Annotated in this window: 28 protein-coding genes; 15 read left to right on the top strand and 13 right to left on the bottom strand. The window is 63.2% G+C overall.

Annotation, left to right across the window (positions count from 1 at the left end; translation table 11 throughout):
• The first annotated feature begins 6 nt into the window (after positions 1-6).
• Positions 7-1,311: a c-type cytochrome gene (locus tag MF4836_RS10505; protein WP_078470286.1), complete on the top strand. Its 1,305-nt coding sequence runs from the start codon at positions 7-9 to the stop codon at positions 1,309-1,311.
• A gap of 51 nt (positions 1,312-1,362) precedes the next feature.
• On the opposite strand, the gene MF4836_RS10500 is transcribed toward MF4836_RS10505, so the two are convergent.
• Entirely contained in the window at positions 1,363-1,692 is a 330-nt protein-coding gene (locus tag MF4836_RS10500) for a hypothetical protein (protein ID WP_078470285.1), read from the bottom strand.
• Positions 1,693-1,697: 5 nt separating this feature from the next.
• Entirely contained in the window at positions 1,698-2,126 is a 429-nt protein-coding gene (locus MF4836_RS10495; RefSeq protein ID WP_078470284.1) for a hypothetical protein, read from the bottom strand.
• Positions 2,127-2,263: 137 nt separating this feature from the next.
• Between MF4836_RS10495 and MF4836_RS10490 the strand changes: the two genes are divergently transcribed.
• From MF4836_RS10490 to MF4836_RS10480, 3 genes are all read left to right on the top strand, one after another.
• Positions 2,264-3,322: a PA0069 family radical SAM protein gene (locus MF4836_RS10490; RefSeq protein WP_078470283.1), complete on the top strand. Its 1,059-nt coding sequence runs from the start codon at positions 2,264-2,266 to the stop codon at positions 3,320-3,322.
• 259 nt (positions 3,323-3,581) lie between these two features.
• Positions 3,582-4,310 carry a carbonic anhydrase gene (locus MF4836_RS10485; RefSeq protein WP_078470282.1) on the top strand — a complete coding sequence of 243 codons (729 nt, stop codon included), beginning with the start codon at positions 3,582-3,584 and terminating at the stop codon, positions 4,308-4,310.
• Between the two features lie 89 nt (positions 4,311-4,399).
• Complete coding sequence (locus MF4836_RS10480; protein ID WP_078470281.1) at positions 4,400-5,968, top strand: SulP family inorganic anion transporter; 1,569 nt, start codon at positions 4,400-4,402, stop codon at positions 5,966-5,968.
• 46 nt (positions 5,969-6,014) lie between these two features.
• Here the strand turns inward: MF4836_RS10480 and MF4836_RS10475 are convergent, their stop codons facing one another.
• Complete coding sequence (locus tag MF4836_RS10475; RefSeq protein ID WP_078470280.1) at positions 6,015-6,665, bottom strand: hypothetical protein; 651 nt, start codon at positions 6,663-6,665, stop codon at positions 6,015-6,017.
• Between the two features lie 371 nt (positions 6,666-7,036).
• Between MF4836_RS10475 and coxB the strand changes: the two genes are divergently transcribed.
• The 4 genes from coxB to MF4836_RS10455 all read left to right on the top strand — a co-directional run bounded on the left by coxB (position 7,037) and on the right by MF4836_RS10455 (position 11,406).
• A complete protein-coding gene (gene coxB, locus MF4836_RS10470) occupies positions 7,037-8,164 on the top strand; it encodes a cytochrome c oxidase subunit II (protein ID WP_078470279.1) in 1,128 nt (375 codons plus the stop codon).
• An 82-nt stretch (positions 8,165-8,246) separates the two neighbouring features.
• Positions 8,247-9,842 carry a cytochrome c oxidase subunit I gene (gene ctaD, locus MF4836_RS10465; protein WP_078470278.1) on the top strand — a complete coding sequence of 532 codons (1,596 nt, stop codon included), beginning with the start codon at positions 8,247-8,249 and terminating at the stop codon, positions 9,840-9,842.
• Positions 9,843-9,926: 84 nt separating this feature from the next.
• Entirely contained in the window at positions 9,927-10,484 is a 558-nt protein-coding gene (locus tag MF4836_RS10460) for a cytochrome c oxidase assembly protein (protein WP_020295019.1), read from the top strand.
• A 34-nt stretch (positions 10,485-10,518) separates the two neighbouring features.
• On the top strand, positions 10,519-11,406 hold the full coding sequence (locus tag MF4836_RS10455; RefSeq protein WP_020295020.1) for a cytochrome c oxidase subunit 3: 888 nt from the start codon (positions 10,519-10,521) through the stop codon (positions 11,404-11,406).
• A gap of 7 nt (positions 11,407-11,413) precedes the next feature.
• On the opposite strand, the gene MF4836_RS10450 is transcribed toward MF4836_RS10455, so the two are convergent.
• Positions 11,414-11,617: a twin transmembrane helix small protein gene (locus tag MF4836_RS10450; protein WP_020295021.1), complete on the bottom strand. Its 204-nt coding sequence runs from the start codon at positions 11,615-11,617 to the stop codon at positions 11,414-11,416.
• Positions 11,618-11,688: 71 nt separating this feature from the next.
• On the opposite strand from MF4836_RS10450, the gene MF4836_RS10445 reads away from it, so the two are divergent.
• Genes MF4836_RS10445 through MF4836_RS10425 form a run of 5 tightly spaced genes read left to right on the top strand, consistent with a single transcriptional unit; the run spans position 11,689 to position 15,588 of the window.
• On the top strand, positions 11,689-12,429 hold the full coding sequence (locus MF4836_RS10445) for an SURF1 family protein (protein WP_078470277.1): 741 nt from the start codon (positions 11,689-11,691) through the stop codon (positions 12,427-12,429).
• Positions 12,395-12,982 carry a hypothetical protein gene (locus tag MF4836_RS10440; protein ID WP_078470276.1) on the top strand — a complete coding sequence of 196 codons (588 nt, stop codon included), beginning with the start codon at positions 12,395-12,397 and terminating at the stop codon, positions 12,980-12,982. Before MF4836_RS10445 ends, MF4836_RS10440 begins: the two co-directional genes overlap by 35 nt.
• A 10-nt stretch (positions 12,983-12,992) precedes the next feature.
• On the top strand, positions 12,993-14,072 hold the full coding sequence (locus tag MF4836_RS10435) for a COX15/CtaA family protein (protein WP_078470275.1): 1,080 nt from the start codon (positions 12,993-12,995) through the stop codon (positions 14,070-14,072).
• Positions 14,060-14,959 carry a heme o synthase gene (cyoE, locus tag MF4836_RS10430; protein ID WP_020295025.1) on the top strand — a complete coding sequence of 300 codons (900 nt, stop codon included), beginning with the start codon at positions 14,060-14,062 and terminating at the stop codon, positions 14,957-14,959. The genes MF4836_RS10435 and cyoE overlap by 13 nt, the downstream gene beginning before the upstream one ends.
• Positions 14,956-15,588 (top strand): SCO family protein, encoded by a 633-nt coding sequence (locus tag MF4836_RS10425; protein WP_020295026.1) that lies wholly within the window; start codon positions 14,956-14,958, stop codon positions 15,586-15,588. The genes cyoE and MF4836_RS10425 overlap by 4 nt, the downstream gene beginning before the upstream one ends.
• A gap of 88 nt (positions 15,589-15,676) precedes the next feature.
• Here the strand turns inward: MF4836_RS10425 and MF4836_RS10420 are convergent, their stop codons facing one another.
• The 3 genes from MF4836_RS10420 to MF4836_RS10410 are packed head-to-tail and all read right to left on the bottom strand — an operon-like array spanning position 15,677 to position 18,170.
• Positions 15,677-16,450: a MetQ/NlpA family ABC transporter substrate-binding protein gene (locus tag MF4836_RS10420; RefSeq protein WP_078470274.1), complete on the bottom strand. Its 774-nt coding sequence runs from the start codon at positions 16,448-16,450 to the stop codon at positions 15,677-15,679.
• A 47-nt stretch (positions 16,451-16,497) separates the two neighbouring features.
• Entirely contained in the window at positions 16,498-17,163 is a 666-nt protein-coding gene (locus MF4836_RS10415) for a methionine ABC transporter permease (RefSeq protein WP_078470273.1), read from the bottom strand.
• Positions 17,163-18,170: a methionine ABC transporter ATP-binding protein gene (locus MF4836_RS10410; RefSeq protein WP_078470577.1), complete on the bottom strand. Its 1,008-nt coding sequence runs from the start codon at positions 18,168-18,170 to the stop codon at positions 17,163-17,165. Before MF4836_RS10410 ends, MF4836_RS10415 begins: the two co-directional genes overlap by 1 nt.
• Before the next feature lie 270 nt (positions 18,171-18,440).
• On the opposite strand from MF4836_RS10410, the gene katE reads away from it, so the two are divergent.
• A complete protein-coding gene (gene katE / locus MF4836_RS10405; RefSeq protein WP_078470272.1) occupies positions 18,441-20,579 on the top strand; it encodes a catalase HPII in 2,139 nt (712 codons plus the stop codon).
• Positions 20,580-20,656: 77 nt separating this feature from the next.
• On the opposite strand, the gene MF4836_RS10400 is transcribed toward katE, so the two are convergent.
• From MF4836_RS10400 to zur, 4 genes are read right to left on the bottom strand one after another with little or no spacing between them, the layout of a single operon-like run.
• Entirely contained in the window at positions 20,657-21,376 is a 720-nt protein-coding gene (locus MF4836_RS10400; protein ID WP_078470271.1) for a PA5502 family lipoprotein, read from the bottom strand.
• Between the two features lie 37 nt (positions 21,377-21,413).
• The gene (gene znuB, locus MF4836_RS10395; protein WP_020295032.1) at positions 21,414-22,202 is read right to left on the bottom strand and encodes a zinc ABC transporter permease subunit ZnuB; all 789 of its coding nucleotides are present in this window, start codon (positions 22,200-22,202) and stop codon (positions 21,414-21,416) included.
• A complete protein-coding gene (znuC, locus tag MF4836_RS10390; RefSeq protein WP_020295033.1) occupies positions 22,195-22,983 on the bottom strand; it encodes a zinc ABC transporter ATP-binding protein ZnuC in 789 nt (262 codons plus the stop codon). The genes znuB and znuC overlap by 8 nt, the downstream gene beginning before the upstream one ends.
• Positions 22,983-23,465 carry a zinc uptake transcriptional repressor Zur gene (gene zur, locus MF4836_RS10385; protein WP_020295034.1) on the bottom strand — a complete coding sequence of 161 codons (483 nt, stop codon included), beginning with the start codon at positions 23,463-23,465 and terminating at the stop codon, positions 22,983-22,985. Before zur ends, znuC begins: the two co-directional genes overlap by 1 nt.
• A gap of 57 nt (positions 23,466-23,522) precedes the next feature.
• Here zur and MF4836_RS10380 point away from each other — a divergent pair, with 57 nt between their 5' ends.
• Positions 23,523-24,452, top strand: a complete 930-nt coding sequence (locus tag MF4836_RS10380) for a zinc ABC transporter substrate-binding protein ZnuA (RefSeq protein WP_078470270.1) — start codon at positions 23,523-23,525, stop codon at positions 24,450-24,452.
• Positions 24,453-24,554: 102 nt separating this feature from the next.
• Here MF4836_RS10380 and MF4836_RS10375 read toward each other — a convergent pair whose 3' ends face one another.
• Entirely contained in the window at positions 24,555-25,505 is a 951-nt protein-coding gene (locus MF4836_RS10375) for a homoserine kinase (RefSeq protein WP_078470269.1), read from the bottom strand.
• A gap of 61 nt (positions 25,506-25,566) precedes the next feature.
• Positions 25,567-25,854, bottom strand: coding sequence for a DUF2782 domain-containing protein (locus MF4836_RS10370; protein WP_020295037.1), 288 nt, complete (start codon positions 25,852-25,854; stop codon positions 25,567-25,569).
• Positions 25,855-25,924: the final 70 nt, after the last annotated feature.

The raw sequence follows: 25,924 nt of genomic DNA, 5'->3' as shown, positions 1-25,924 counted from the left end.
ATGACCATGAAAGCACTCGTTATCGCGACCCTGGCCCTGCTCGGCAGCGCCTCCCTCCAGGCGGCCGAAGTCGATCAGCCGGCCCTGGTCAAACAAGGTGAATACCTGGCCCGCGCCGGTGACTGCGTGGCCTGCCACACCGCCAAGGGCGGCAAGCCGTTCGCCGGCGGGCTGGCGATGGAAACCCCGATCGGGGTGATCTACTCGACCAACATCACCCCGGACAAGACCGGGATTGGCGACTACAGCTTCGAAGACTTCGACCAGGCCGTGCGCCATGGCGTGGCCAAGAGCGGCAGCACCCTGTACCCGGCCATGCCCTTCCCGTCCTATGCGCGGGTCAGCGATGCCGACATGCAGGCGCTCTATGCCTACTTCATGCAAGGCGTGGCGCCGGTGGCCCAGGACAACAAGGACAGCGACATCCCCTGGCCGCTGAGCATGCGCTGGCCGCTGACCGCCTGGCGCTGGATGTTCGCGCCCAAGGTCGAAGCCCAGCAGCCGAACATCGGTGCCGACCCGGTGGTCAGCCGCGGTGCGTATCTGGTGGAAGGCCTGGGGCATTGCGGCGCCTGCCATACGCCACGGGCCCTGACCATGCAGGAGAAGGCCCTGAGCGCCAACGATGGCAGCCGCTTTCTGTCCGGCAGTGCGCCCCTGGAGGGCTGGATCGCCAAGAGCCTGCGCGGTGACCACAAGGACGGTCTCGGCAGCTGGAGCGAAGAGCAACTGGTGCAGTTCCTCAAGACCGGGCGCAGTGATCGCAGCGCCGTCTTCGGCGGCATGAGCGATGTGGTGGTGCACAGCATGCAGTACATGTCCGAGGACGACCTGACCGCGATTGCCCGCTACCTCAAATCCTTGCCGGCCAACGACCCCGCGGATCAGCCGCACCAGTACGACAAGCAGGTGGCCGAAGCCCTGTGGAAAGGCGACGACAGCAAGCCGGGGGCCGCGGTGTACATCGACAATTGCGCGGCTTGCCACCGCACCGACGGCCATGGCTACACCCGGGTGTTCCCGGCGTTGGCGGGCAATCCGGTGTTGCAGTCGGACGATGCCACCTCGCTGATTCACATCGTGCTCAAGGGTGGCACCTTGCCGGCGACCCATACCGCGCCGTCGACCTTCACCATGCCGGCCTTCGCCTGGCGCCTGTCGGACCAGGAAGTGGCGGATGTGGTGAATTTCATCCGCACCAACTGGGGCAACCAGGGTTCCAAGGTCAAGGCCGGGGACGTGGCCGACCTGCGCAAGGACGATATGCAGAGCACGTCCGGTGACGACCTGGGGCAAGTGACCAGCCACTGAGGATCAGCTGCGGCCCCCCCGCCAGCGCTGGTTGGCGGGGGTGCTTGGGGCTTATTTGAAGCGGCGGATGCCCAGTTCGCTGCCCAACTGGTAGCCGCACACGTGGTCCGATAGCCCGGCGTGCATCAGGTCCTCCCAACCGGCGGGGACAAGGCCGATCGCGTCGCTGTACTCGACCCAGTGCGCCTGGGCGAAGCGCGGGTCGTGTTCATCGAAGGTGGCGTTGCGTGGCAGCGTCGCCAGGGCGATATCCCGGGTGCAGATGTCAAATTCCAACGACACGCCCCACAGCGCTCCGGCGCTGCTCTTGACCATGATCATGTCGGCGCCCTGGTCGTAGCTCGGCAGGTAGGCATCGGCTGCGTAGAAAATTTTCTCCATGTCGCTTACTCCGCCAGGTACCAGGTTAAAAACTGGAAAAAACCATCCCACTTCAGCGCAACGCTGCCCGCCAGGAACAACTCCCGGTCGGCCAGGCTGAAGTCCAGCACCGCGCCGCTGTTGCGGTCATACAGGTAGCAGCCTTCGCCCTGGCAACTGGTGAGGCATATCAGGTGCTGCGGCAGCTCCCACACCTCATGCACGAATTCGGTGCCGAACCGGATGGCGCCGTCATCGATGTCGACCAGCTCTACATCGCTGGCGTGGCCGCGGTAGCAAGTGATGGCGTAGTTGAGGAAAAACACCCCGAACTCACTGTCCAGGGGTACGCCCAGGGCCTGGAGCTCCTCGATCACCGGCCCCTCGTGGGTTCTGTGGATGCTGCCTGGCTGGCGCTCGATCAAGCGCACCAGCGCGCTGGGGATTGCGGGCATTCCTGTGCTCCTTCGGATTCAGGGCGACCTTATACCGCGATCTGCGTCCGCCCGGGGCGGGGTTTTCGGCTCGGCGGCGCTAGGCGCCGGGCGCAGGCTCCATTACTGTATGTGCATACAGTTGAGGAGTGCCTTTCATGTTCACCCCCTTGCCGCCTCGCGGTCGTGGCACCGCGAGCAACCCCCACAACCGTTTCGCCCCCAGCCGTTCAGTGGCCGAGGACGATGGCTGGTATCAGGAAGCGCCGCTGACCCAAGGCACCGAGGTGATGTTTGAAACGGCCAAGACCATTATTTCCCGCAATACCTCGCCGGACCTGCCCTTCGACCGCTCGATCAACCCCTATCGCGGCTGCGAGCACGGCTGCATCTACTGCTACGCCCGGCCCAGCCATGCGTACTGGGACCTGTCCCCGGGGCTTGATTTTGAAACCAAGCTGATCGCCAAGACCAACGCTGCGTCGGTGCTCGAACAGCAGTTGTCCAAACCCGGCTACGTCTGTGCGCCGATCAACCTGGGCTCCAACACCGACCCCTACCAGCCGATCGAGCGCGAGCACCAGTTGACCCGGCGCACCCTCGAAGTGCTGCTGCGTTACCGGCATCCGGTGACCATCGTCACCAAGGGCTCGCTGATTTTGCGCGACCTCGACCTGCTGGTGCAGTTGGCCGAGCAGCGGCTGGTGGCGGTGATGATCAGCCTGACCACCCTGGACGACGAGCTCAAGCGCATTCTCGAACCCCGCGCAGCGGCGCCCAAGGCGCGCTTGCGGGCGATCCGGGTGATGCGCGAAGCGGGAATCCCGGTGGGGGTGCTGTGTTCGCCGATGATCCCGATGATCAACGACAGCGAGCTGGAAAGCCTGCTCACCGAAGCCTTTGAGGCCGGGGCGCAGAGCGCGGCCTACATGATGTTGCGCCTGCCGTTGGAAGTGGCGCCGCTGTTCGAGGAATGGTTGGCGGCGCACTACCCGCAGCGAGCAGCCCATGTGCTGAGCCTGATTCGCCAGAGCCGTGGCGGCGAACTGTACGACAGCCGTTTTGGCGCGCGCATGCGCGGCGAAGGTCCGTTCGCCGACCTGCTGGCGCAGCGTTTTACCAAGGCCATCAAGCGTCTGGGGCTTGATCGGCGGGAGGGCTACAACCTCGACTGCAGTGCGTTTTGTCCGCCGGGCGGTCAGATGTCGTTGCTGTAAGGGCAACGGGCCTATGGTTGAATTGGCCTATGGTTGCGTAGTACCGCGAGAGGTCGTTCGCTAACATAGTCACGTTTTGCCGTGCCTATAGTGGCGTTCTAGAGCGCTCCATTCAGTTTGAGTTAAGTTTCCATGGCTACCGTGTTCATCGAGTGACCGATGGGTCGCAGTCAGTGTGCTGGTTGTTTATTGATCAAGTGCTGGCTTCGCGCCGGATAAAACTGGAAAATTTTGCCTAATCCGTCAGAGAGAATGAATCATGAGTGACAAGGATAAACAGCCGCTAGCTGCGTCGGCTTCAGCCCAATCCACTGAAAGCGCCGATGCAGCGCTGCAGCATATCGTTGATGGCTTTTTGCATTTTCAACATGAAGTCTTTCCGCAGCAGGAAGAGTTGTTCAAGAAGCTGGCCACCGCCCAGCGGCCCCGGGCGATGTTCATTGCCTGCGCCGATTCGCGGATCGTTCCCGAATTGATTACCCAAAGTGCCCCCGGCGATCTGTTTGTCACCCGCAACGTGGGCAACGTGGTGCCGCCCTACGGGCAAATGAACGGCGGCGTGTCGACCGCCATCGAGTACGCGGTGCTGGCGCTGGGTGTGCACCACATCATCGTTTGCGGGCATTCCGATTGCGGCGCCATGCGTGCGGTACTCAACCCGCAAAGCCTGGAAAAAATGCCCACGGTCAAAGCCTGGCTGCGCCACGCCGAAGTGGCCAAGACCATGGTCCACGAGAACTGCGATTGCGCCGACGAAAACGCCAGCATGCATGTGCTGACCGAAGAGAACGTCATCGCCCAGCTCCAGCATTTGCGCACCCACCCCTCCGTGGCTTCGCGCATGGCCAACGGCCAGTTGTTTATCCATGGCTGGGTCTACGACATCGAAAGTTGCGAGATCAAGGCCTACGACGCCGACCAGGGCATCTTCCTGCCATTGGACGGCAAACACCCGGTGCCTGTCGCGACGCCTAAAGCGCGCTTCTAAAACCTCCTAATCCCAGCCTGGCTCTGCCCTGACGGCCGTTTATACGGCCGGGCTTTGCCACGCCTGAAGAAAGTCGCGGGAGAGTCATCATGCGTGCAGCGCAACTCAAAGCTGTTTTGCCACGGGAGCTGCTGGCCTCCGTGGTGGTGTTTCTGGTCGCCCTGCCCTTGTGTATGGGGATCGCCATTGCCTCGGGCCTGCCGCCGGCCAAGGGCCTGATTACCGGGATTATCGGTGGCCTGGTGGTGGGTTGGCTGGCCGGCTCGCCGTTGCAGGTCAGTGGCCCCGCCGCGGGCCTGGCGGTGCTGGTGTTCGAACTGGTGCGCCAGCACGGTATCGCCATGCTGGGGCCGATCCTGTTGCTGGCGGGGTTTCTGCAATTGGTGGCCGGCCGCTTGCGCCTGGGCTGCTGGTTTCGGGTCACCGCGCCAGCGGTGGTGTACGGCATGCTGGCCGGGATCGGGGTGTTGATCGTGCTTTCCCAGGTGCATGTGATGCTCGATGCCAAGCCCCAGGCGTCGGGCCTGGATAACCTGGCGGGCTTCCCCCAGGCCGTGGTCGAAGCCTGGCCGACCCTGGGCGGTGGGTTGGGCTGGCAGGCAGGCCTGCTCGGGCTGCTGACCATCGGCGTGATGTACCTGTGGGACAAAGTGCGGCCCCATCGTTTGCGTTTCATTCCCGGCGCGCTGCTGGGGGTGGGCCTGGCCACGGGCATCAGCCTGGCGCTGGCGTTGCAGGTGAAACGGGTCGAGGTGCCGGCCAACCTGGCCGAGGCCATCGACTGGCTGCGCCCCGCCGACCTGCTCAACCTGGCGGATCCGACCTTGCTGATCGCAGCCTTCGCCGTGGCCTTTATCGCCAGCGCCGAAACCCTGCTTTCGGCGGCCGCGGTGGATCGTATGCACAGCGGCCAGCGCTCGGATTTCGATCGTGAACTGTCGGCCCAGGGTGTGGGCAATATGCTCTGCGGCCTGCTGGGAGCGTTGCCGATGACCGGGGTGATCGTGCGCAGTTCGGCCAATGTGCAGGCCGGCGCCACCACACGCCTGTCGGCAATTTTCCATGGTCTGTGGCTGCTGGCTTTCGTGATGTTGCTGTCCAGCGTGTTGCAGAGCATCCCGGTGGCCAGCCTGGCGGGCGTGCTGGTGTACACCGGCTTCAAGCTGGTGGACCTCAAGTCGCTGCGCAAGCTGGGGCGCTATGGGCCGATGCCGATGCTGATCTATGGGGTGACGGCGCTGGCCATCGTCTTCACTGACTTGCTGACTGGGGTCTTGATCGGTTTTGGCCTGACCCTGGTGAAGCTGGCGTGGGGGGCGTCGCGCCTGAAGATCAGCCTGGTGGACCTGCCGGCCGAAGGCGAGATGGAACTGCGCCTGGTGGGCTCGGCGACTTTCCTTAAGGTGCCGGCGCTGACCCAGGCCCTGGGCAGCATCCCCCCCGGAACCACGGTCCATGTGCCCCTGAGCAACCTGGGCTATATCGACCATGCGTGTCTTGAGCTACTGGAAGAATGGGACCGGGCCAATGCAGCGAAAGGTTCGCGGCTGGTGATCGAGGCGCGCGGCCTCAGGCGGCGACTGGAGGGGCGCTTGCACACCGCGAGCGGGGTGGGCAGTGCGCGCAGCCTGGTTGCGGCGGGTCACGACCGAGGGTAGGCGCGCCATGAAAAAAGCCCTCTAGCGAGGGCTTTTGCTTATCAGGTCAGGCGGCGGGTTGGTCCAGCTCCAGCTCGACCCCCAGTTGGCGCGACAGGCACGGCCAGCGTTTCCAGGCGGCTTCGGTGTCGGGGCTGGCGAGTTTTTCGCGGTAGGCCTCGACCGACTCCAGGGCAAAGCTTTCCTCATCGAGCATGGAGTCCACCGCATGGTGCACGGCCTCATCCAGTTGGTTGGCGAAGGTTTCGCCGATCAGCTGGTGCGCGATCAGGTTGGCGACAGTCATGTCCAGCGGGATCAGGGGCTGGTTGAAATGCTTGATATAGAGATCGTTGACCTCCTCCACCAGACGGTGGGCCAGGTAGGCTTCGTCCAGCAGGCTGTCGAGGCCGACATGGCCTTCCATGATTGCCGGCGGCTGGATGAAGAAGTGTTCGGCGATTTTCAGCACCGGTTTGATCTGGGATTCGATGCCGGCTTCACGCGCAACGGCGTTGGCGGCGTCCAGCAGATCGGGAACCTGGTCGATGTAGGCCGTGACGAAACGGGTCATCACGCCCTTGGCGTCGACGTCAGGCAGCGAAATAGCGGGGTGAAGATGGGGCAGTTGGGTCTCCAGCTGGCTCGTCAGTTGGCCAGTGCTGGCTTCATGTTGATGGGCAAGGTGAATCTGCTCGCGCAATGCGGCGGTGTTCATGAAATCTCCAGGGAACAAGGGCAGTTAAATAGGGAAGACATAAGTTAGCCTGCTTGAGAAACCAGCTAAGACGCATTTGTCATAATTATTTCATGCTTAGTCGTCCAGGTTATATCGATTTGCCATCACTGATCCCGCAACCCCTTTCCCTCCGGGGCCTTCGCGGCTGAGCCGAAGTGTTTTCGCTGATTTGCCCCGTCGCGTTGCGAGGTCACAGGCCCTGTCTATACTCGGCCTTGTATGAAGTTAGCTGATGACGCCCGACTGCAAATGCAGCGAGGCCCGGCGGTTTAAGTTCGTAGTCTAGGCAGCCGCTCCCTTGCCGCAGGTGAAAGCCGGCGGGATAACAAGAACGATAAGGGGAACCCGCAATGATGCGACATCCACAAGTCTGGATGGGCCTCCTGTTGTGGTCGATATTCAGCCAGGCAAACGCTGCCTGGACCGTGAATATGGCGCCTGGAGCTACTGAAATCAGTCACGCGGTATTCGACCTGCACATGACCATTTTCTGGATCTGTGTGGTGATCGGCGTCATCGTCTTCGGCGCCATGTTCTGGTCGATGATGGTTCACCGCCGTTCCACCGGCCAGGTGGCTGCCAAATTCCATGAAAGCACGACCGTCGAGATTCTCTGGACGGTGATCCCTTTCCTGATCCTGGTGGCCATGGCGGTGCCGGCGACCGCGACCCTGATCAAGATGTACGACACCAGTGAGCCGGATGTGGACATCCAGATCACCGGCTATCAGTGGAAGTGGCACTACAAGTACCTGGGCCAGGACGTCGAGTTCTTCAGCAACCTGGCCACCCCGGCCGAGCAGATTCATAACCAGGCCGTCAAAGGCGAGCATTACCTGCTGGAGGTGGACCAACCGCTGGTGCTGCCGGTGGGCGCCAAGGTGCGATTCCTGGTGACGGCGGCGGACGTGATCCACTCCTGGTGGGTGCCGGCGTTTGCGGTCAAGCGCGATGCCATCCCCGGGTTCGTCAACGAAGCCTGGACCCGGGTCGACAAGCCCGGCATCTACCGTGGCCAGTGCGCCGAGCTGTGCGGCAAGGACCACGGCTTCATGCCGATCGTGGTCGAGGTCAAGACTCAGGCCGACTACGACACCTGGCTCGGCGAGCGCAAAGCCGAGGCCGCCAAGCTCAAGGAACTGACCAGCAAGGAATGGACACTCGACGAGCTCAAGGAGCGCGGTGACAAGATCTACCACACCACCTGCGTCGCCTGTCACCAGGCCGAAGGCCAGGGCCTGCCGCCGATGTTCCCGGCACTCAAGGGCTCGAAAATCGCCACCGGGCCCAAGGAGGGTCACCTGAGCCTGGTGTTCCACGGCAAACCGGGTACTGCCATGGCTGCGTTCGGCAAGCAGCTGTCGGAAGTCGATATCGCCGCGGTCGTGACCTACGAACGCAACGCCTGGGGCAACAACAAGGGCGACATGGTCACGCCAAAAGAGGTTTTGGCTCTGAAACAGGCGGAAAGCAAATGAGCCGGTCTATTGCGTATTTCCGGAACCGGTCACGGGGCATCGCCCCTGATCGTCCAGCCCACCCGTTTGCAGGAGACAGGGCATGAGTGCTGTTATCGATGACCACGGCCACGCCGGCCATGATGACCACGCCCATGGCCCGGCCAAGGGCCTGATGCGCTGGGTACTGACCACCAACCACAAAGACATCGGCACCCTCTACCTGTGGTTCAGCTTCTGCATGTTCCTCCTGGGCGGTTCGTTCGCCATGGTGATCCGCGCCGAGCTGTTCCAGCCCGGGTTGCAGATCGTCGAGCCGGCGTTCTTCAACCAGATGACCACCATGCATGGCCTGGTGATGGTCTTCGGTGCGGTGATGCCGGCCTTCGTCGGCCTCGCCAACTGGATGATCCCGCTGATGATCGGCGCGCCGGACATGGCCCTGCCGCGCATGAACAACTTCAGTTTCTGGCTGCTGCCGGCGGCGTTCCTGCTGCTGGTCTCGACCCTGTTCATGCCCGGTGGCGGGCCCAACTTCGGTTGGACCTTCTACGCCCCGCTCTCCACCACTTACGCCCCGGAAAGCGTGACCTTCTTTATCTTTGCCATCCACCTGATGGGCATCAGCTCGATCATGGGCGCGATCAACGTGATCGCCACCATCCTCAACCTGCGTGCCCCGGGCATGACCCTGATGAAGATGCCGCTGTTCGTCTGGACCTGGCTGATCACCGCATTCCTGCTGATTGCGGTCATGCCGGTGCTGGCCGGTTGCGTGACCATGATGCTGATGGACATCCACTTCGGCACCAGCTTCTTCAGCGCGGCCGGTGGCGGCGACCCGGTGTTGTTCCAGCACGTATTCTGGTTCTTCGGCCACCCCGAGGTGTACATCATGATCCTGCCGGCCTTCGGCGCCGTCAGCTCGATCATCCCCACCTTCTCGCGCAAGCCGCTGTTCGGCTACACCTCGATGGTCTACGCCACGGCGAGCATCGCCTTCCTGTCGTTCATCGTCTGGGCGCACCACATGTTCGTGGTCGGCATTCCGCTGGTGGGCGAACTGTTCTTCATGTACGCGACCCTGCTGATTGCAGTGCCCACCGGGGTCAAGGTGTTCAACTGGGTCAGCACCATGTGGCAGGGCTCGCTGACCTTCGAGACGCCGATGCTGTTCGCCGTGGCCTTCGTGATCCTGTTCACCATCGGCGGCTTCTCCGGGCTGATGCTGGCCATTGCCCCGGCGGACTTCCAGTACCAGGACACCTACTTCGTGGTGGCGCACTTCCACTACGTGCTGGTGCCGGGAGCGATCTTCGGCATCTTCGCCTCGGCCTATTACTGGCTGCCGAAGTGGACCGGGCACATGTACGACGAAACCCTGGGCAAGCTGCACTTCTGGCTGTCCTTCGTCGGCATGAACATGGCCTTCTTCCCGATGCACTTCGTCGGGCTGGCGGGCATGCCGCGCCGGATCCCGGACTACAACCTGCAGTTCGCCGACTTCAACATGGTGTCGTCCATCGGCGCCTTCACCTTTGGCGCAACGCAGATCTTCTTCCTGTTCATCGTCATCAAGACCATTCGTGGTGGTCCGGCGGCACCGGCCAAACCCTGGGACGGTGCCGAAGGGCTGGAGTGGAGCGTGCCGTCGCCGGCGCCTTACCACACCTTCACCACGCCCCCGGAAGTCAAATGAAAGCCATGGCCGCGGGGCCCGGCGCCCGTGCGTGGCTCAAGCACACTGCCGGCGTGAGCCCGCCGGCTGCGGGAGGTTGCCGTCATGGCTGAGGTCTCGCTGAAAAAACTGGTCACCCGGCTGCTGCTGGTGGTGCTGGCGATGTTTGCCTTCGGCTTTGCCCTGGTGCCGATCTACGACGTGATGTGCAAGGCCCTGGGCATCAACGGCAAGACCGGTGGCCAGTACCAGCAGGGCGAGCTGCAGGTGGATGCGTCGCGCCAGGTCCGGGTGCAGTTCCTGTCCACCAATGCCATCGACATGGTCTGGGATTTCTACCCCAAGTCCGATGACATCGTGGTCCACCCGGGGGCGGTCAACGAGATGATTTTCATCGCCCGCAACCCGAGCAATCACCCGATGAGTGCGCAGGCGGTGCCGAGTATTTCACCGAGCAGCGCGGCGATGTATTTCCACAAGACCGAGTGCTTCTGCTTTACCCAGCAGGTGCTGCAGCCCGGCGAACAGATCGAGATGCCGGTCCGTTTCATCGTGGACCGTGACATGCCCAAGGATGTGAAGCACCTGACGCTGGCTTACACGCTGTTCGATATCACCGCGCGTCATCCACCGGTCGCGGTAACCACCCCCTCCGGCGGTTAAGACGATCTAGCGTGCCCGATAAGGAGAACAATAAATGGCGACTCATGAGCACTATTACGTTCCCGCCCAGAGCAAATGGCCGATCATTGCCACGGTGGGCATGTTTGTCACCGTGTTCGGCCTGGCCACCTGGTTCAACGACCTCAAGGCCGCGCGCCCGGAGTCCCATGGCCCGCTGATCTTTTTCGTCGGTGGCCTGCTGCTGGCCTACATGCTCTTCGGCTGGTTCGGCGCGGTGATCAAGGAAAGCCGCGCCGGGCTCTACAGCGCCCAGCTCGACCGCTCGTTCCGCTGGGGCATGAGCTGGTTCATCTTTTCCGAAGTGATGTTCTTCATCGCCTTCTTCGGCGCGCTGTTTTACGTGCGGCATATGTCCGGGCCGTGGCTCGGCGGCGAGGGGCACAAAGGCATCGCCCATATGCTGTGGCCGAACTTCGAGTTCGTCTGGCCGCTGCTGAACAACCCCGACCCCAAACTGTTCCCGGCGCCCAAGGGCACCATCAGCCCCTGGGGCCTGCCCCTGCTGAACACGGTGCTGCTGGTCAGCTCCAGCGTCACCGTGACCATCGCCCACCACGCGTTAAAAAAAGGCCATCGCGGCGCGCTGAAAATCTGGCTGGCGCTGACCGTGCTGCTCGGTTGTGCCTTCCTTGGCTTCCAGGCCGAGGAGTACATCCACGCCTATCACGAGTTGGGCCTGACCCTGGGGTCCGGCGTGTACGGCGCGACCTTCTTCATGCTCACCGGCTTTCACGGGGCCCACGTCACCATCGGCACCCTGATCCTGTTTGTGATGCTGATGCGGGTGATGAAGGGGCATTTCGATGCCGAGCACCAGTTCGGCTTCGAGGCGGCCAGTTGGTACTGGCACTTCGTCGATGTGGTGTGGATCGGTCTGTTCGTTTTCGTCTACGTGCTCTGAGGCGCGCCTACCAGGGCGCGTGGGACACCAGCTGGCCGCTGAAGAAACCCCAGGCAATCAAGCCGACGGTGATCGCGGCCAGGCACACGCGAATGGTCAGGCTGGTGAGCACGCGGTTGGAGTGACTGTCGTCCCTGACCAGAAAGAACAGGCCGCTGAACAGGCTGATTACCGTGGCTATCAGCATCAGGACGATCGCTGCTTTGAGCATGGTCGGACTCCGGGGGGAACTGCGATGCGCTTGAGTATAGCTAGCCGATTTCTCGACCCTGTGGCGCAAGCATGAGGCGCTTTCGCCCGGGCATCCTGCCGACCCTGGTGGTGCTGGCGTTGCTGCCTGTGCTGGTGGGCCTGGGCTTCTGGCAGCTGTCGCGCGGCGAACAGAAACGCGAGCTGCTGGCCAGCTACGCCGAGCGCCGGGTGGCCGAGCCGATGTCGCTCTATGAACTGCAAGGCACCGAGGATCCGGCGTTTCGCCGGGTGCGCCTGCACGGGCATTTCGATGCCGCCCACAGCCTCCTGCTGGATAACCGCATGCATGACGGCAAGGTCGGCGTGGAGTTGCTTCAACCCTTTCTCGACCAGGCCAGCGGGCTCTGGCTGCTGCTCAATCGCGGCTGGTTGCCCTGGCCCGACCGCCGCACCCCGCCGGTGTTCAGCACCCCTGACTCAAGCCTGAGCCTGGAGGCCTGGGTCTACGTCAGCCCCGGTACGACCTTCCAGCTGCATGCCGACCCGACAGGCGCGAGCTGGCCGCGCCTGGTCACCGCGGTCGATCCGGCCAGGCTCTGGAGCGAGCTGGGGCGTGGCGGCTTTAGTTATGAACTGCGCGCAGAAGGCGGCCCCGGCACCTACGTCACCGAATGGCCGGTGGTGGCCATGGGCCCGGAAAAACACCTGGCCTACGCCGTGCAGTGGTTCGCCATGGCCCTGGCGCTGCTGGCTCTGTACCTCTACCTCGGATGGCACAACGCAAGGGAGAAAAACCATGGGAACGGCCATGAATCCACCCAACACATCTGACGCTCCGCGCACGAAAAGCCGCGGGCGCTGGCAGTTGATCCTGATCGTGGCCATGGTCATCGGCCCCATGATCCTCGCCACCGGCATGTACAAGTTGCAGTTCTGGGTGCCGGAAAGCCGCAGCTACCATGGCGAGCTGATCGGCAATGGCCAGACCCGGGCCGATATCGGGGTGCAGGCCGACGAAGAGCGCTGGCAGATCCTGGTCACCGCACCCAAAGAATGCGCCGTGGATTGCCAGCAACTGGTGTACCTGGCGCGGCAGATCCAGGTCGCCCTCGGCCGTGATGCCTCCCGGGCCAGCCATGCGTTGGCCAGTGCCCAGCCCCTGAGCGCCGAGTACAGCGCCAAGCTGCAACGTGAATACCCGCAACTGCAACGCTACCCGCTGGACCTCTCGACCTTCAGCCGCAACGCCAATGACCAGGGCGCGCCGCAGCTGTGGATCGTCGACCCGCACAGCAACCTGGTGCTGCGCTACGACGCCCGGGTCAAGGGCAAGGACCTGCTCAACGACCTGCGCCACCTGTTGAAACTGTCGAACATCGGATAAGGGCACCGTCATGGCCAAACCTGGATTTCGCCTCGCGCTGTTTGCCACCCTGCTCGCACTGATCGTGGTGTTGCTCGGCGCCTACACCCGGCTGACCCACGCCGGCCTGGGCTGCCCGGATTGGCCAGGCTGCTACGGCTTTATCAGCGTGCCCAAAAGCGAGGCCCAACTGGCCCATGCCGAACTGCACTTTCCCGATGCGCCAGTGGAGGCCCACAAGGGCTGGAACGAGATGGTCCATCGCTACTTCGCCGGGACCCTGGGCCTGCTGATCGTGGCCCTGGCCGCCCGCGCCTGGACCCATCGCCGCCATCCGGGGCAGCCGTTGAAGCTGCCGCTGTTCCTGTTGTTCGTGGTCTTCGCCCAGGCGGCCTTCGGCATGTGGACGGTGACCCTCAAGCTCTGGCCGCAGGTGGTGACGGCGCACCTGCTGGGCGGTTTCGCCACCTTGAGCCTGCTGTTTTTGCTGACTCTGCGCCTGTCCGGGGTCCTGCCGGCGCTGATCGTGCCGCGTCGCCTGCAGTATTGGGCCACGGCGGGGCTGGTGCTGGTGATCGGGCAGATCGCGCTGGGCGGCTGGGTCAGCTCCAACTATGCGGCGGTGGCCTGTATCGACCTGCCGACCTGCCACGGCCAGTGGTGGCCGAATGCGGACTTTGCCAATGGCTTCCACCTGACCCAGCACATCGGCCCCAACTACCTGGGTGGGCAACTGGACAGCGATGCCCGCACCGCCATTCACCTGACCCACCGCATCGGCGCGATGCTGGTGACCCTGGTGTTGCTGGGCCTGGCCTGGCAGCTCAAGCAGGTGGGCATGACTCGCCTTGCCGGGCTGGTGCTGGTTGCGCTGGCGGCGCAGGTCGGCCTGGGCATCAGCAACGTGTTGTTCCACCTGCCGCTGCCGGTGGCCGTGGCCCACAACGCCGGCGGCGCGGCGCTGCTGCTGAGCCTGGTGCTGGTCAACTATCACGCCCGTACCAGCCTGGTCCGGGCTCGGCGCCAATGGCCCCTGGGCTGGCGCCTCAGCCCGCGTAAACAGCCGGTTGGGCCCATAACCATAAAAGGAGAGATGCCATGGCGACTTTGATCGGCGAGCGTCACAGTCAGGCGATCTGGCGCGACTACCTGGAGCTGACCAAGCCCAAGGTGGTGGTGCTGATGCTGATCACCTCGCTGGTGGGCATGTTCCTCGCCACCCGCGCCGGCGTGCCGTGGACGGTACTGGTGTTCGGCAACCTGGGGATTGGCCTGTGCGCGGGCGGTGCGGCGGCGGTCAACCACGTGGTGGACCGACGCATCGATGCAGTGATGGCCCGCACCCACAAGCGGCCGCTGGCTGAAGGCCGGGTGTCGCCGGCGGCGGCGCTGACCTTTGCCCTTGCTCTTGCCCTGGCCGGTCAGGCCTTGCTGCTGACCTTTACCAACCCGCTGACGGCCTGGCTGACCCTGGCATCGCTCTTGGGGTACGCGGTGATCTATACCGGCTTTCTCAAGCGCGCCACGCCGCAGAACATCGTGATCGGCGGCCTGGCCGGGGCCGCACCGCCGCTGCTGGGCTGGGTGGCGGCCACCGGGCATGTCAGCGCCGAGCCCCTGCTGCTGGTGCTGATTATCTTCGCCTGGACCCCGCCGCACTTCTGGGCCCTGGCGATCCATCGCAAGGAGGAATACGCCAAGGCCGATATCCCGATGCTGCCGGTGACCCACGGCGAGCACTACACCAAGGTGCATATCCTGCTCTACACCTTTGCCCTGCTGGCCGTGAGCCTGCTGCCTTTCGTCATCCACATGAGCGGCGTGCTGTACCTGGTGTGCGCCCTCGGATTGGGCGCACGGTTTCTGCAATGGGCCTGGGTGCTGTACCGTGGCACTCGGCCGCACGCGGCGATCAACACCTTCAAGTACTCTATTTACTACTTGTTCCTGCTGTTTATCGCCCTGCTCGTAGACCACTACCTAGTGTTGAACCTATGACTCGAACTCAAAAAACCGTCTTTATTCTCGTTGCCCTGGTGGCCCTGGTCCTGGGGCTCACCGTCAATAAAGTGCTGTCCGGCAAGGGCCAGGGTGATCCGACTGCGCTGATCGACGCCGGGATCATCCTGCTGCCACAGAGCCGCAACCTGCCGGATGTGCAGATGATCGATCAGGACGGCCAACCGGTGGTGGTCAACCAATTGAAGGGCAAGTGGAGCCTCCTGTTCTTCGGCTATACCTTCTGCCCCGATATCTGCCCGACCACCCTCGCCCAGCTGCGCCAGATCAAAAGCGAGCTGCCCAAGGAGGCGGTGGCCAACCTGCAAATCATTCTGGTCAGCGTCGACCCGAACCGCGATAACCCCAAGCAGCTCAAGCAGTATCTGGGTTACTTCGACCCGGAGTTCAAGGGCCTGACCGCCGCTTCGGTGGAAGACCTTCAGAAGCTGGCCAACGCGGTGAGCATCCCCTTTATCCCGGCGGATACCAGCAAGCCCAACTACACCGTCGACCACAGCGGCAACCTGGCCGTGATCGGCCCCGACGGCACCCAGCGTGGCTTCATCCGTGCACCCCTTAACAACCAGAAACTCGTGGTCCAACTGCCGGTGATGTTGAAGCGCTAGCCATTCGATCGCCGAGCCTCTGTAGCAGCTGCCGAGGCCAAAACAAAACGGGGCGCCCTAAGGCGCCCCGTTTTTGTATCGGTAGCAATCAGAACGCTGGCAGTACTGCGCCTTTGTACTTCTCGAGAATGAATTGCTTCACTTCCGGGCTGTGCAGGGCGGCAACCAGTTTCTGCAGGGCAACCGAGTCCTTGTTGTCAGGACGGGCCACCAGGATGTTCACGTAAGGCGAGTCCTTGCCTTCGATCACCAGGGCGTCCTTGGACGGATCCAGCTTGGCTTCCAGGGCGTAGTTGGTGTTGATCAGCGCCAGGTCGACCTGGGTCAGCACGCGCGGGATGGTGGCGGCTTCCAGTTCGCGGAATTTCAGGTCCTTGGGGTTCTCGCTGATGTCCTTGATCGTCGACAGGATGTTGGTCGAGTCCTTGAGCTTGATCAGGCCGGCTTTATCCAGCAGCAACAGGGCGCGGCCACCGTTGGTAGCGTCGTTGGGGATCACCACGTTGGCGCCGCCTGGCAGTTCGTCGAGCTTCTTGAACTTGTTGGAGTAGGCGCCCAGGGGTTCCAGGTGCACGCCGGCCACGCTCACCAGTTGCGTGCCCTTGGCCTTGTTGAACTCATCCAGGTACGGCTGGTGCTGGAAGAAGTTGGCGTCCAGGCGCTTTTCGGCCACTTGCACGTTGGGCTGGATGTAGTCGGTGAAGACTTTGACCTTGAGGTCCACGCCTTCTTTGGCCAGTGCCGGTTTGACGAATTCCAGGATCTCGGCGTGGGGCACCGGGGAGGCGGCCACGGTCAGGGTTTCGGCAGCGTGCGCGGAGAACGCGGCAACGGCTGCGAAAGCGACGAGTAGTTTTTTCATCCAGCAAACTCCTTGTGAGGCGCCCGTCGCCGGGCGTCGGCCATGCGTTATTTTCGGGAAAAATGCACCACCAGCTTATCGCCGACGGTCTGCAGAACTTGAACCAGCACCAGCAACAGGATCACCGTGACCACCATCACATCGGTCTGGAAGCGCTGGTAACCAAAGCGGATCGCCAGGTCGCCCAAACCGCCGGCACCCACCACCCCGGCCATGGCCGTGTAGGACACCAGGGTAATCGCGGTCACGGTAATGGCGGCAAAGATGCCGGGACGCGCTTCGGGCAGCAAGGCATTGGTAATGATCTGTCGGGTGGTGGCGCCCATGGCCTGGGTGGCCTCGATGATGCCGCGGTCGACTTCACGCAGTGCCGTCTCCACCAGCCGCGCAAAGAACGGCGTGGCCCCGACTACCAGGGGCGGGATGGCGCCGCCGACACCCAGCGAAGTGCCGGTGATCAGGACGGTGAACGGGATCATCACGATCAGCAAAATGATGAAAGGCAGCGAGCGCAGGATATTCACGATCAGCGACAGCAAGGCATACACCGACTTCTGCTCCAGCAGCTGCCGTGGGCTGCACAGAAACAGCAGCACGCCCAGGGGCAGGCCGAGCAGCACGGTGAACAGCAGCGAGCCGCCGAGCATCATCAGGGTGTCGCCGGTGGCCAGCCAGATTTCAATCCAGTCGATATTGGCGAAGAAAGCATCCATCAGCGCAGCACCTCCATATGCACATCGGCCGCGGTGAAGCGGGCGAAGGCCGCTTCCATGTCACCGCCGGTCACGGCCAGGGTCAGTTGCCCATAAGGGGTGTCTTTGATGCGGTCGATGCGTCCGGCGAGAATGCTGTAGTCGACTCCGGTCTCGCGGGCCACGGTGCCCAGCAGCGGCGCGTAGGTGGCGTCGCCCTGGAACGTCAGGCGCACGATGCGCCCCGGCACGTGAGCGAAATCGTCGCGCTGTTCGTTTTCGTCGATCTGCTCGTTTTCCTGGACGAAACGCTTGGTGGTCGGGTGCTTGGGGTGCAGGAACACATCGGCCACCGCACCTTGCTCGACGATCACGCCGGCATCCATCACCGCCACCTGGTCGCAGACGCGGCGGATCACGTCCATTTCATGGGTGATCAGCACGATGGTCAGGTTCAGCTCGCGGTTGATCTCGGCCAGCAGTTGCAGGACCGACGCAGTGGTTTGCGGGTCCAGGGCACTGGTGGCTTCGTCGCAGAGCAGGATTTTCGGCTTGGTGGCCAGGGCGCGGGCGATGCCGACGCGCTGCTTCTGGCCTCCGGAAAGCTGGGCCGGGTACTTCTTGGCGTGATCGGCGAGGCCGACGCGATCCAGCAGCTCGGCGACCCGTTTGTCGATCTCGCTGCGGGGCATTTCGCCGGCCAGGGTCAGGGGCAAGGCCACGTTGTCGGCCACGGTCTTGGACGCCAGCAGGTTGAAGTGCTGGAAAATCATCCCGACCTGCTGGCGGAAGCGCCGCAGGCCATAGGCGTTGAGCAGGGTGACAGCCTCGCCGTCGACGATGATCTCGCCGCCGCTGGGGTTTTCCAGGCGGTTGATCAGGCGCAGCAGGGTACTTTTGCCCGCGCCGGAATGGCCGATGATGCCGAACACCTGGCCTTCCTCGACACGCAGATTGGTCGAATGCAGGGCGGGAATATCCTTACCGGCGACCCGGTAGGTTTTATGGACGTCTTGAAACTCGATCACGTAGCGAACCTTGTGGGGCGCGTTGGAAAAAGGGTCAGCGGTTAGCCGGGCGCGCATTTTAGCCTGTCCGTATAGAGGTTCTTAGCATTTATTTCTTATTCATCCTTCGATTTGGCAATAACGCGATCAAAGGTCATAAAAAAGGAACGGCCACAGCGGCTCGCCAGTCACTACTTAAGCAACTCGAAAGCTCCCAGGTGCCGTGCCTGGGGACCTTGCTCATGAAACCCAGGCCTGCTGGGGATTCGCAAAACGAGGAGTTTTTGTCTGATGAGTACCAAGAAGCCAAACCCAGCAAAAAGCCAGCTGGCCGGGACCGACACCCTGGATCGGGGCAACACCAACAGCAAGCTGCAAAGCCTGGAACCCTTTCGCTCGGACGCCACCGAGCAAGCCCTGCGCACCAACCAGGGGGTCAAGGTCGCCGATAACCAGAACACCCTGAAGGCCGGCGCCCGCGGGCCTTCGCTGCTGGAAGACTTCATCATGCGTGAGAAAATCACGCATTTTGACCATGAGCGCATTCCGGAGCGCATCGTCCACGCCCGCGGCGTCGGCGCCCATGGCTACTTTCAGACCTACGACAACCATTCGGCCCTGACCAAAGCCGGTTTCCTGCGGGACCCGGGGAAGAAAACCCCGGTCTTCGTCCGTTTCTCCACGGTGCAGGGCCCCCGTGGCTCGGGTGATACCGTGCGTGACGTGCGTGGCTTTGCCGTGAAGTTCTTCACCGACGAGGGCAACTTCGACCTGGTGGGCAACAACATGCCGGTGTTCTTTATCCAGGATGCGATCAAGTTTCCGGACTTCGTGCACGCGGTAAAACCCGAGCCGCACAACGAAATACCCACTGGTGGTTCGGCCCACGATACGTTCTGGGATTTCGTCTCGTTGCAGCCGGAGTCGGCGCACATGGTGATCTGGGCCATGTCCGACCGCGCCATTCCGAAAAGCCTGCGCACCATGCAAGGCTTTGGCGTGCACACCTTTCGCCTGGTGAATGCCGAGGGCAAGTCCAACTTCGTCAAGTTCCACTGGCGTCCGACTGCGGGCACGTGCTCCCTGGTGTGGGACGAGGCGCAGAAGCTGGCAGGCAAGGACACCGACTTCCACCGGCGTGACCTCTGGGAGTCGATCGAAGGCGGCGACTACCCGGAATGGGAGTTCGGCGTACAGATCATTGCCGAGGAAGACGAGCACAACTTCGACTTCGACATCCTCGACCCGACCAAGCTGATTCCCGAAGAGCTGGTGCCCATCACGCCCCTGGGCAAGATGGTGCTCAACCGCAACCCGGATAACTACTTTGCCGAGACCGAGCAGGTGGCGTTCTGTCCCGGGCATATCGTGCCGGGCATCGACTTCTCCAATGACCCGCTGCTGCAGGGTCGGCTGTTTTCCTACACCGATACTCAGATCAGCCGCCTGGGTGGCCCGAATTTTCACGAGCTGCCGATCAACCGTCCGGTCACGCCGTTTCATAACGGCCAGCGCGATGCCATGCACCGCACCACCATCGACAAGGGTCGCGCCTCCTACGAGCCGAACTCGATCGACGGCGGCTGGCCCAGGGAGACGCCACCTGCGGCCCAGGATGGCGGTTTCGAGAGCTATAACGAGCGCATCGATGCGCACAAGATCCGCGAACGCAGCGAATCCTTCAGCGATCACTTCTCTCAGGCGCGGCTGTTCTTCAAGAGCATGAGCGCCCACGAGCAGGAGCACATCATTGCGGCCTACAGCTTCGAACTGGGCAAGGTCGAGCGCCAGTGGATCCGCGAGCGCCAGGTCAACGAGATCCTGGCCAATATCGACCTGGGCCTGGCTGCACGGGTCGCCGAGAACCTCGGCCTGCCGGCACCTAAAGCCGGCACCGTCGGCGTGCCCGAGCCGGCCCTGGATCGCTCGCCGGCCCTGAGTCAGGCCAACCTGCTGTCAGGGGATATCAAAACTCGGAAAGTCGCGATTCTGGCGGCCAATGGCGTCGATGGTGCGGCGATCGCTGCCATTAAAAAAGCCCTCGAGGCTGCCGGTGCCCACGCCAAATTGCTCGGCCCGACGTCGGCGCCGGTGACCACGGCCGATGGCAAGAGCCTGGCGGTGGATGCGTCGATGGAAGGCTTGCCGTCAGTGGCCTTTGACGCCGTATTCGTGCCCGGCGGCGCCAAGTCGATCCAGGCCCTGAGTGGCGATGGCGTGGCCCTGCATTACCTGCTGGAAGCCTACAAGCACCTCAAGGCGATTGCCCTGAGTGGCGAGGCCAAGCAGTTGCTGGATGTGCTGAAGCTGGAGGCCGATGCGGGCTTGATCGTCGGTGGCGATGCCAAGGCGATCAAGGCGTTTTTCGCTGCGATTGCCCAGCACCGGGTCTGGGCGCGGGAGCCCAAGGCCAAGGCAATTCCGGCGTGAGCTGACTGCAGCGCTATCGCCGGCCCGACGACTCCAGCAGGAGCCGCCGGGCCGGCGCTTGAGGTTGGCGCCTAAGGTTATTGGGCCTTGCGTGGGCTCAAGACGATCTGCGCGGGGATGTGGCGCAGGATCTGCCGTTCGATCTTCAGATCGAAACCGGCATCGAGTTTCTTCACCCGTTTGCTCAGCAACGTCGCCAGCCAGGGGTAATCTTCGGTGCGCGGGGCCTGGATGCTCACGTCACACTGATAATTCACTACATCGCTGGCGATCGCGTCGAGTTGGCGCCGCATTTGCCGAATATCCTTCAAGTTCAGCGCAACGGTGGTGCTTTCGGCTGTCGGGTCGATCACCTTGGCCGCAGGTTTGGCTTCGGCGGCTTTCAGCGCGGCTTCGGCCTGCTCGAGTTCGGCCTTGCGGGCGTGGGCGATGGCGTTGTTGACGCCGCCGGTGAGGGCCGGTGCCTTCGGCATCAGCGCCCGGGCGCGGCTCAGCGCGGTGGCGGCGGCGTTGACATCACCCTTTTGCAGCACGATCTGGCTGCGCTGCAGATAGGCTTCGGCCAATTGCCGTTGATAGGGTTCCAACTGCGGGTCGTTGGGCGACTGGGCCTGCAACGCGGCAAGTTGATCCTCGGCGGTGGCCAGCTCGCTGCTGGCGATGTTTTGTTGCAGCTGCGCGATCGCCGCGGCCCGTGCGTCGGGGACCTCGGTGGCCGCCGGCGGCGTGCTTTGGCAGGCGCCCAGTAGCAGGGAAAATGCGACAAGGAGCAGATAACGGGAGGCGAACGGCTTCATTCCTGCGACTCTCTAATTGCGCAAAAAACGAGCAAGTCTACACCCCTCGACGGGGCAGGACAAAACTCAGCAGAAACAGCGCGGCGGCAGTGACCACAATCGAGGGTCCGGCCGGGGTGTCCTTGAACCAGGACAACGCCAGACCGCCGCACACCGCGAGCATGCCCAGCAGGCTGGCGCCGAGGGCCATCTGCTCCGGCGAGCGGGCGTGGCGCTGGGCGGCGGCGGCCGGGATGATCAACAGCGAGGTGATCAGCAAAACCCCGACAATCTTCATCGCGACCGCGATCACCACGGCGATCAGCAGCATCAGCACCAGGCGCAACGCGGCTACCGGCAAGCCTTCGACCCGTGCCAGCTCTTCGTGCACGGTCACCGCTAGCAGCGGTCGCCACAGGGCGACCAGCAACAGCAATACCAGGGCGCTGCCGCCGAGGATCCAGCCCAGGTCACCGGGGCTGATCGCCAACAGGTCGCCGAACAGATAGGCCATCAGGTCGATCCGCACCTCATGCATGAAGCTTAGTACCACCAGCCCCAGGGACAGGGTGCTGGGGGCGAGAATCCCCAGCAGGGTGTCGGACGCCAGTGGCTGGCGCTGTTGCAGCGTGACCAGCAGCACGGCCAGCAGCAGGCAACCGACGGTCACCGCGACGGTCGGGCTGACATCCAGCAGAAAGCCCAAGGCCACGCCAAGCAGGGCGGCGTGGGACAGGGTGTCGCCGAAATACGCCATGCGGCGCCAGACCACGAAAGAACCCAGGGGGCCTGCGACCAGTGCCAGAGCAAGACCTGCAAGCAGGGCGTAGAGCAGAAAATCAGCCATGCTTGCAGCTTTCTCCATGGACATGAACGTGGCCTGCGGCGGCCTCGGTGGTGACCACCGACCCGTGCAGGTCATGGGCGTGGTCGTGGTGGTGGTGATAGATCGCCAGGCTTTGCGCGTTCTTGCCAAACAGTTCGACGAAGGCCGGGTCGCCGCTGACTTGCTCGGGGTGCCCGGAGCAGCAGACGTGACGGTTGAGGCACACCACCTGGTCAGTGGTGCTCATCACCAAGTGCAGGTCGTGGGAGACCATCAGCACCCCGCAGCCGTGGCGGTCGCGCAGGCGGGTGATCAGGCTGTACAGCTCGGCCTGGCCAGCGACATCGACGCCCTGCACCGGCTCGTCGAGCACCAGCAGTTCAGGCTCGCGCAGCAGGGCCCGGGCCAGCAGCACGCGCTGCATCTCGCCGCCGGACACGCTCTGCACCGGGCTGTCGATCACGTGTTCGGCGCCGACTTCCTTGAGCGCGGCCAGGGCCCGAGGTCGGTCCACCCCCGGTACCAGGCGCAGGAAGCGCAGGACCGACAGCGGCAAGGTCGGGTCGACATGGAGTTTTTGCGGCATGTAGCCCACGCGCAGCTTGGGCTTGCGCCAGACCGTGCCGCTGTCGGGCTTGAGCAGGCCGAGCACGGCCCGCACCAGGGTGGTCTTGCCGGCGCCGTTGGGGCCGATCAGGGTCACGATCTGTCCCGGCTCGACGCTGAGCTGGATATTGTCCAGTACGTTCTGCCCGGCAAAGGTCACGGCGACCTGATCGAGGCGAATCAGCGCAGTGCTCATCAAGCCCCCTGGCAGCCCGAGCACAGACCGACGACTTCGACGGTCTGGCCTTCGACGATAAAGCCGACATCGCGGGCACTGCTGACGATCGCGTCGCTGATGCTGGCTTGTTCAAGTTCGATGGCAGCGTGGCATTCACGGCAAATCAGAAACTGGCCCTGATGCGCATGCTCCGGATGGTTGCAGCCGACAAAGGCATTGAGCGAGGCAATGCGGTGTACCAGGCCGTTTTCCAGAAGGAAATCCAGGGCGCGGTACACCGTCGGTGGCGCGGCGCGGCGGCCGTCCTGCTCGCTGAGTACGGCGAGGATGTCGTAGGCGCCCAACGGCTTATGGCTTTGCCACACCAGTTCCAGCACCCGCCGCCGCAGGGCGGTCAGGCGCAGGCCTTGCCGGGCGCACAGGGCGTCGGCCTCAGACAGTGCGCTGTGCACGCAATGAGAGTGGTCGTGGGGACGGCTGGCGAGCGGTGTTTTAGGCATGAGCGGCGACGATAGTTGTGAGAGACGTTATTATGTTACCTGTTCTCGCCTCCTCGAGTGGTCATCGTGTCCCGACTTTTTGCCCTTTTTGTCGCTTTTACCGTCAACCTGTTCGTGATCGGCGCTGCCCAGGCCGAAGTTCAGGTGCTGACCAGCATCAAACCCTTGCAGTTGATTGCCGCTGCGGTACAGGACGGCGTTGCCGTTCCCGAAGTGCTGCTGCCGCCTGGCGCCTCGCCGCACAACTATGCGTTGCGCCCGTCGGATGTGCGCAAGGTGCAGTCGGTCGACCTGCTGTACTGGATTGGTCCGGACATGGAGGGGTTCCTGCCACGGGTGCTCAAGAGCCGGACCCTGCCGTCCGTGGCGCTTCAGGACATTCCCGGGCTCAAGCTTCGCCGTTTTGCCGAAGATAGCCACTCCCACGCCGAAGATGCCGACGAACACGACCACGATCATCGCCCCGGCAGCCTGGATGCCCATCTCTGGCTTTCCCCGGTCAACGCCCGCGTGATCGCTGCACGCATGGCCGCCGACCTGAGCGCTGCCGACCCTGCCAATGCCGCGCGCTACCAGAGCAACCTCAGCGCCTTCGAAGGCCGCCTGGACGCCCTGGACGCACGTCTGAAGCAGCGCCTGGCGGGTATCGCCGGCAAACCCTATTTCGTGTTCCACGAAGCGTTCGATTATTTCGAAGACGCCTACGGCCTCAAGCACACAGGCGTGTTCAGCGTCGCGGCGGAAGTCCAGCCCGGTGCGCAGCACGTCGCGGCGATGCGCACGCGCTTGCAGGAAGTCGGCAAGACTTGCGTATTCAGCGAGCCGCCGCTACGCCCGCGGCTGGCGGAAACCCTGATCGCCGGGCTGCCGGTGAAGCTGGCCGAGCTGGATGCCTTGGGCGGCTACACGCCGGCTACGGCTCAGGGTTATGAGCAGGTGCTGGAAAAGCTCGGCAATGACCTGGCGGGTTGCCTGGAGTCGCTGTAAAGCCGGGCCTGTGGCGAGGGAGCTTGCTCCTGTTGGACCGAGCAGTCCCATGCCCAGGCCACGCGGCACTGGAGCCCGAGCGGGCCCCGGTGCCACCAGCCTTCAGAACGCGAAAGGCAGAGGGGTATCGACGCTCTGGCGCTGCGCCAGGCGTTGCTGAAACTCCATCGGGTCGTGAATCAGCACGTCCTGCCCGGCAAACGATTCGGCGGCGATCAACCGTGACAGCCAGAACCGCACGCAGGCTACGCGCAACAGGGTCGGCCACAGTTGAGCCTCGGCAGCGCTGAACGGGCGCAGGGCAGCATAGGCCCCGAGCAGGGCCCGGGCGCGAGGGCCATCGATCACGCCTTCGTCGTCCGAACACCAATCGTTCAGGGCAATTGCCACGTCATACAGCATCGGGCCTGAGCAGGCGTTGTAGAAGTCGATCAGCCCGGTCAGGTGCGTGCCTTCGAACATCGCATTGTCGCGAAACAGGTCGGCATGGATGTTCGCCCGGGGCAGCGCCAGGATCTTTACCTTCTGCTCGGTGATTTCATCCAGCGCCCGCTGCAGCAGTTCACGTGCATCGTCCGGCAGATGGGACAGCAGCTGGTTGCCATGCTCCTGCATCCAGTCCAGCCCACGATCGGTCTTGCGCTTGATCATGTTGTCTTTGGTGGCCAGGTGCAGATGCCCCAGCAGTTCGCCGACTTGTGCGCAGTGCTGGGCGTTGGCCTGCTTGATGTGCTTGCCGGCCAGGCGCGGCTGCAGCAGTGCAGGTTTGCCGGCCAGCTCGCGCAGGGCCTGGCCGTCGGTGGTGCGCAGCGCGTACGGCACTGGCAAATCGGCGTTGTGCAGGACGTCCAGCAGTTCGATGAAGAACGGCATTTCCTGGACAGGACCGCGCTCGACCAGGGTCAGGACAAACTCGCCCTGCTCCAGGCTGATGAAGAAATTGGTGTTTTCGCTACCAGCGGCGATTCCCTGGAAATCAAGCAGACGGCCGAGCCCGTAAGGGGCGAGAAAGGTTTCCAGCTCGGGCCGAGCCAGGGGGGTGAACACAGACATGGTTAAAACTGCCAGTACGGGCGCGGCTGGGCAGCCAGCGCCGATTAAAGTTGAGAGCGTTTTACCACTCGAAAATTTTCCACGCCGGGATCAGCATATCCGGCTGATCCGAGCGGATGAAGTTGCCATCCGAGCCATCGGCACGTACCAGAAAGTACGGTTTGCCGCCCTTTGGCGTGATTTTGATGGCGTACAGGAAACCGTTTTGGCGGTATTCCTGAATGGTCTTGTCGCCTTCCGTGCGAATGGTGACGTCCGGATCCGCTGATGGCGCGTCCTCTGCCGCGATTACTGCCAATGGTGTCACTGCAATCAAGCTGGCCAGCAGCAAGCGATTTAGTGTGCGCATGATAACCTTGTCCCTTTGTCGTCAACGGTCCCGCTATTCTAGCGCCGGACCCGCCGAAAAGGTTGATCCT

The organism is Pseudomonas sp. MF4836, assembly GCF_002018875.1.
GTDB lineage: Bacteria > Pseudomonadota > Gammaproteobacteria > Pseudomonadales > Pseudomonadaceae > Aquipseudomonas.
Note: the sequence above shows the minus strand (reverse complement) of the source record. Positions and strands in the feature narration are given on the sequence as shown.

Coding starts and splice junctions, on each gene's coding strand:
- cyoE (WP_020295025.1), top strand. CDS start 14,060: ATGGCGACTTTGATCGGCGAGCGTCACAGTCAGGCGATCTGGCGCGAC.
- MF4836_RS10505 (WP_078470286.1), top strand. CDS start 7: ATGAAAGCACTCGTTATCGCGACCCTGGCCCTGCTCGGCAGCGCCTCC.
- MF4836_RS10445 (WP_078470277.1), top strand. CDS start 11,689: ATGAGGCGCTTTCGCCCGGGCATCCTGCCGACCCTGGTGGTGCTGGCG.
- MF4836_RS10495 (WP_078470284.1), bottom strand. CDS start 2,126: ATGCCCGCAATCCCCAGCGCGCTGGTGCGCTTGATCGAGCGCCAGCCA.
- coxB (WP_078470279.1), top strand. CDS start 7,037: ATGATGCGACATCCACAAGTCTGGATGGGCCTCCTGTTGTGGTCGATA.
- MF4836_RS10500 (WP_078470285.1), bottom strand. CDS start 1,692: ATGGAGAAAATTTTCTACGCAGCCGATGCCTACCTGCCGAGCTACGAC.
- MF4836_RS10490 (WP_078470283.1), top strand. CDS start 2,264: ATGTTCACCCCCTTGCCGCCTCGCGGTCGTGGCACCGCGAGCAACCCC.
- MF4836_RS10400 (WP_078470271.1), bottom strand. CDS start 21,376: ATGAAGCCGTTCGCCTCCCGTTATCTGCTCCTTGTCGCATTTTCCCTG.
- katE (WP_078470272.1), top strand. CDS start 18,441: ATGAGTACCAAGAAGCCAAACCCAGCAAAAAGCCAGCTGGCCGGGACC.
- ctaD (WP_078470278.1), top strand. CDS start 8,247: ATGAGTGCTGTTATCGATGACCACGGCCACGCCGGCCATGATGACCAC.
- MF4836_RS10480 (WP_078470281.1), top strand. CDS start 4,400: ATGCGTGCAGCGCAACTCAAAGCTGTTTTGCCACGGGAGCTGCTGGCC.
- znuC (WP_020295033.1), bottom strand. CDS start 22,983: ATGAGCACTGCGCTGATTCGCCTCGATCAGGTCGCCGTGACCTTTGCC.
- MF4836_RS10475 (WP_078470280.1), bottom strand. CDS start 6,665: ATGAACACCGCCGCATTGCGCGAGCAGATTCACCTTGCCCATCAACAT.
- znuB (WP_020295032.1), bottom strand. CDS start 22,202: ATGGCTGATTTTCTGCTCTACGCCCTGCTTGCAGGTCTTGCTCTGGCA.
- MF4836_RS10455 (WP_020295020.1), top strand. CDS start 10,519: ATGGCGACTCATGAGCACTATTACGTTCCCGCCCAGAGCAAATGGCCG.
- MF4836_RS10370 (WP_020295037.1), bottom strand. CDS start 25,854: ATGCGCACACTAAATCGCTTGCTGCTGGCCAGCTTGATTGCAGTGACA.
- MF4836_RS10420 (WP_078470274.1), bottom strand. CDS start 16,450: ATGAAAAAACTACTCGTCGCTTTCGCAGCCGTTGCCGCGTTCTCCGCG.
- MF4836_RS10375 (WP_078470269.1), bottom strand. CDS start 25,505: ATGTCTGTGTTCACCCCCCTGGCTCGGCCCGAGCTGGAAACCTTTCTC.
- MF4836_RS10485 (WP_078470282.1), top strand. CDS start 3,582: ATGAGTGACAAGGATAAACAGCCGCTAGCTGCGTCGGCTTCAGCCCAA.
- MF4836_RS10415 (WP_078470273.1), bottom strand. CDS start 17,163: ATGGATGCTTTCTTCGCCAATATCGACTGGATTGAAATCTGGCTGGCC.
- MF4836_RS10460 (WP_020295019.1), top strand. CDS start 9,927: ATGGCTGAGGTCTCGCTGAAAAAACTGGTCACCCGGCTGCTGCTGGTG.
- MF4836_RS10450 (WP_020295021.1), bottom strand. CDS start 11,617: ATGCTCAAAGCAGCGATCGTCCTGATGCTGATAGCCACGGTAATCAGC.
- zur (WP_020295034.1), bottom strand. CDS start 23,465: ATGCCTAAAACACCGCTCGCCAGCCGTCCCCACGACCACTCTCATTGC.
- MF4836_RS10425 (WP_020295026.1), top strand. CDS start 14,956: ATGACTCGAACTCAAAAAACCGTCTTTATTCTCGTTGCCCTGGTGGCC.
- MF4836_RS10435 (WP_078470275.1), top strand. CDS start 12,993: ATGGCCAAACCTGGATTTCGCCTCGCGCTGTTTGCCACCCTGCTCGCA.
- MF4836_RS10440 (WP_078470276.1), top strand. CDS start 12,395: ATGGGAACGGCCATGAATCCACCCAACACATCTGACGCTCCGCGCACG.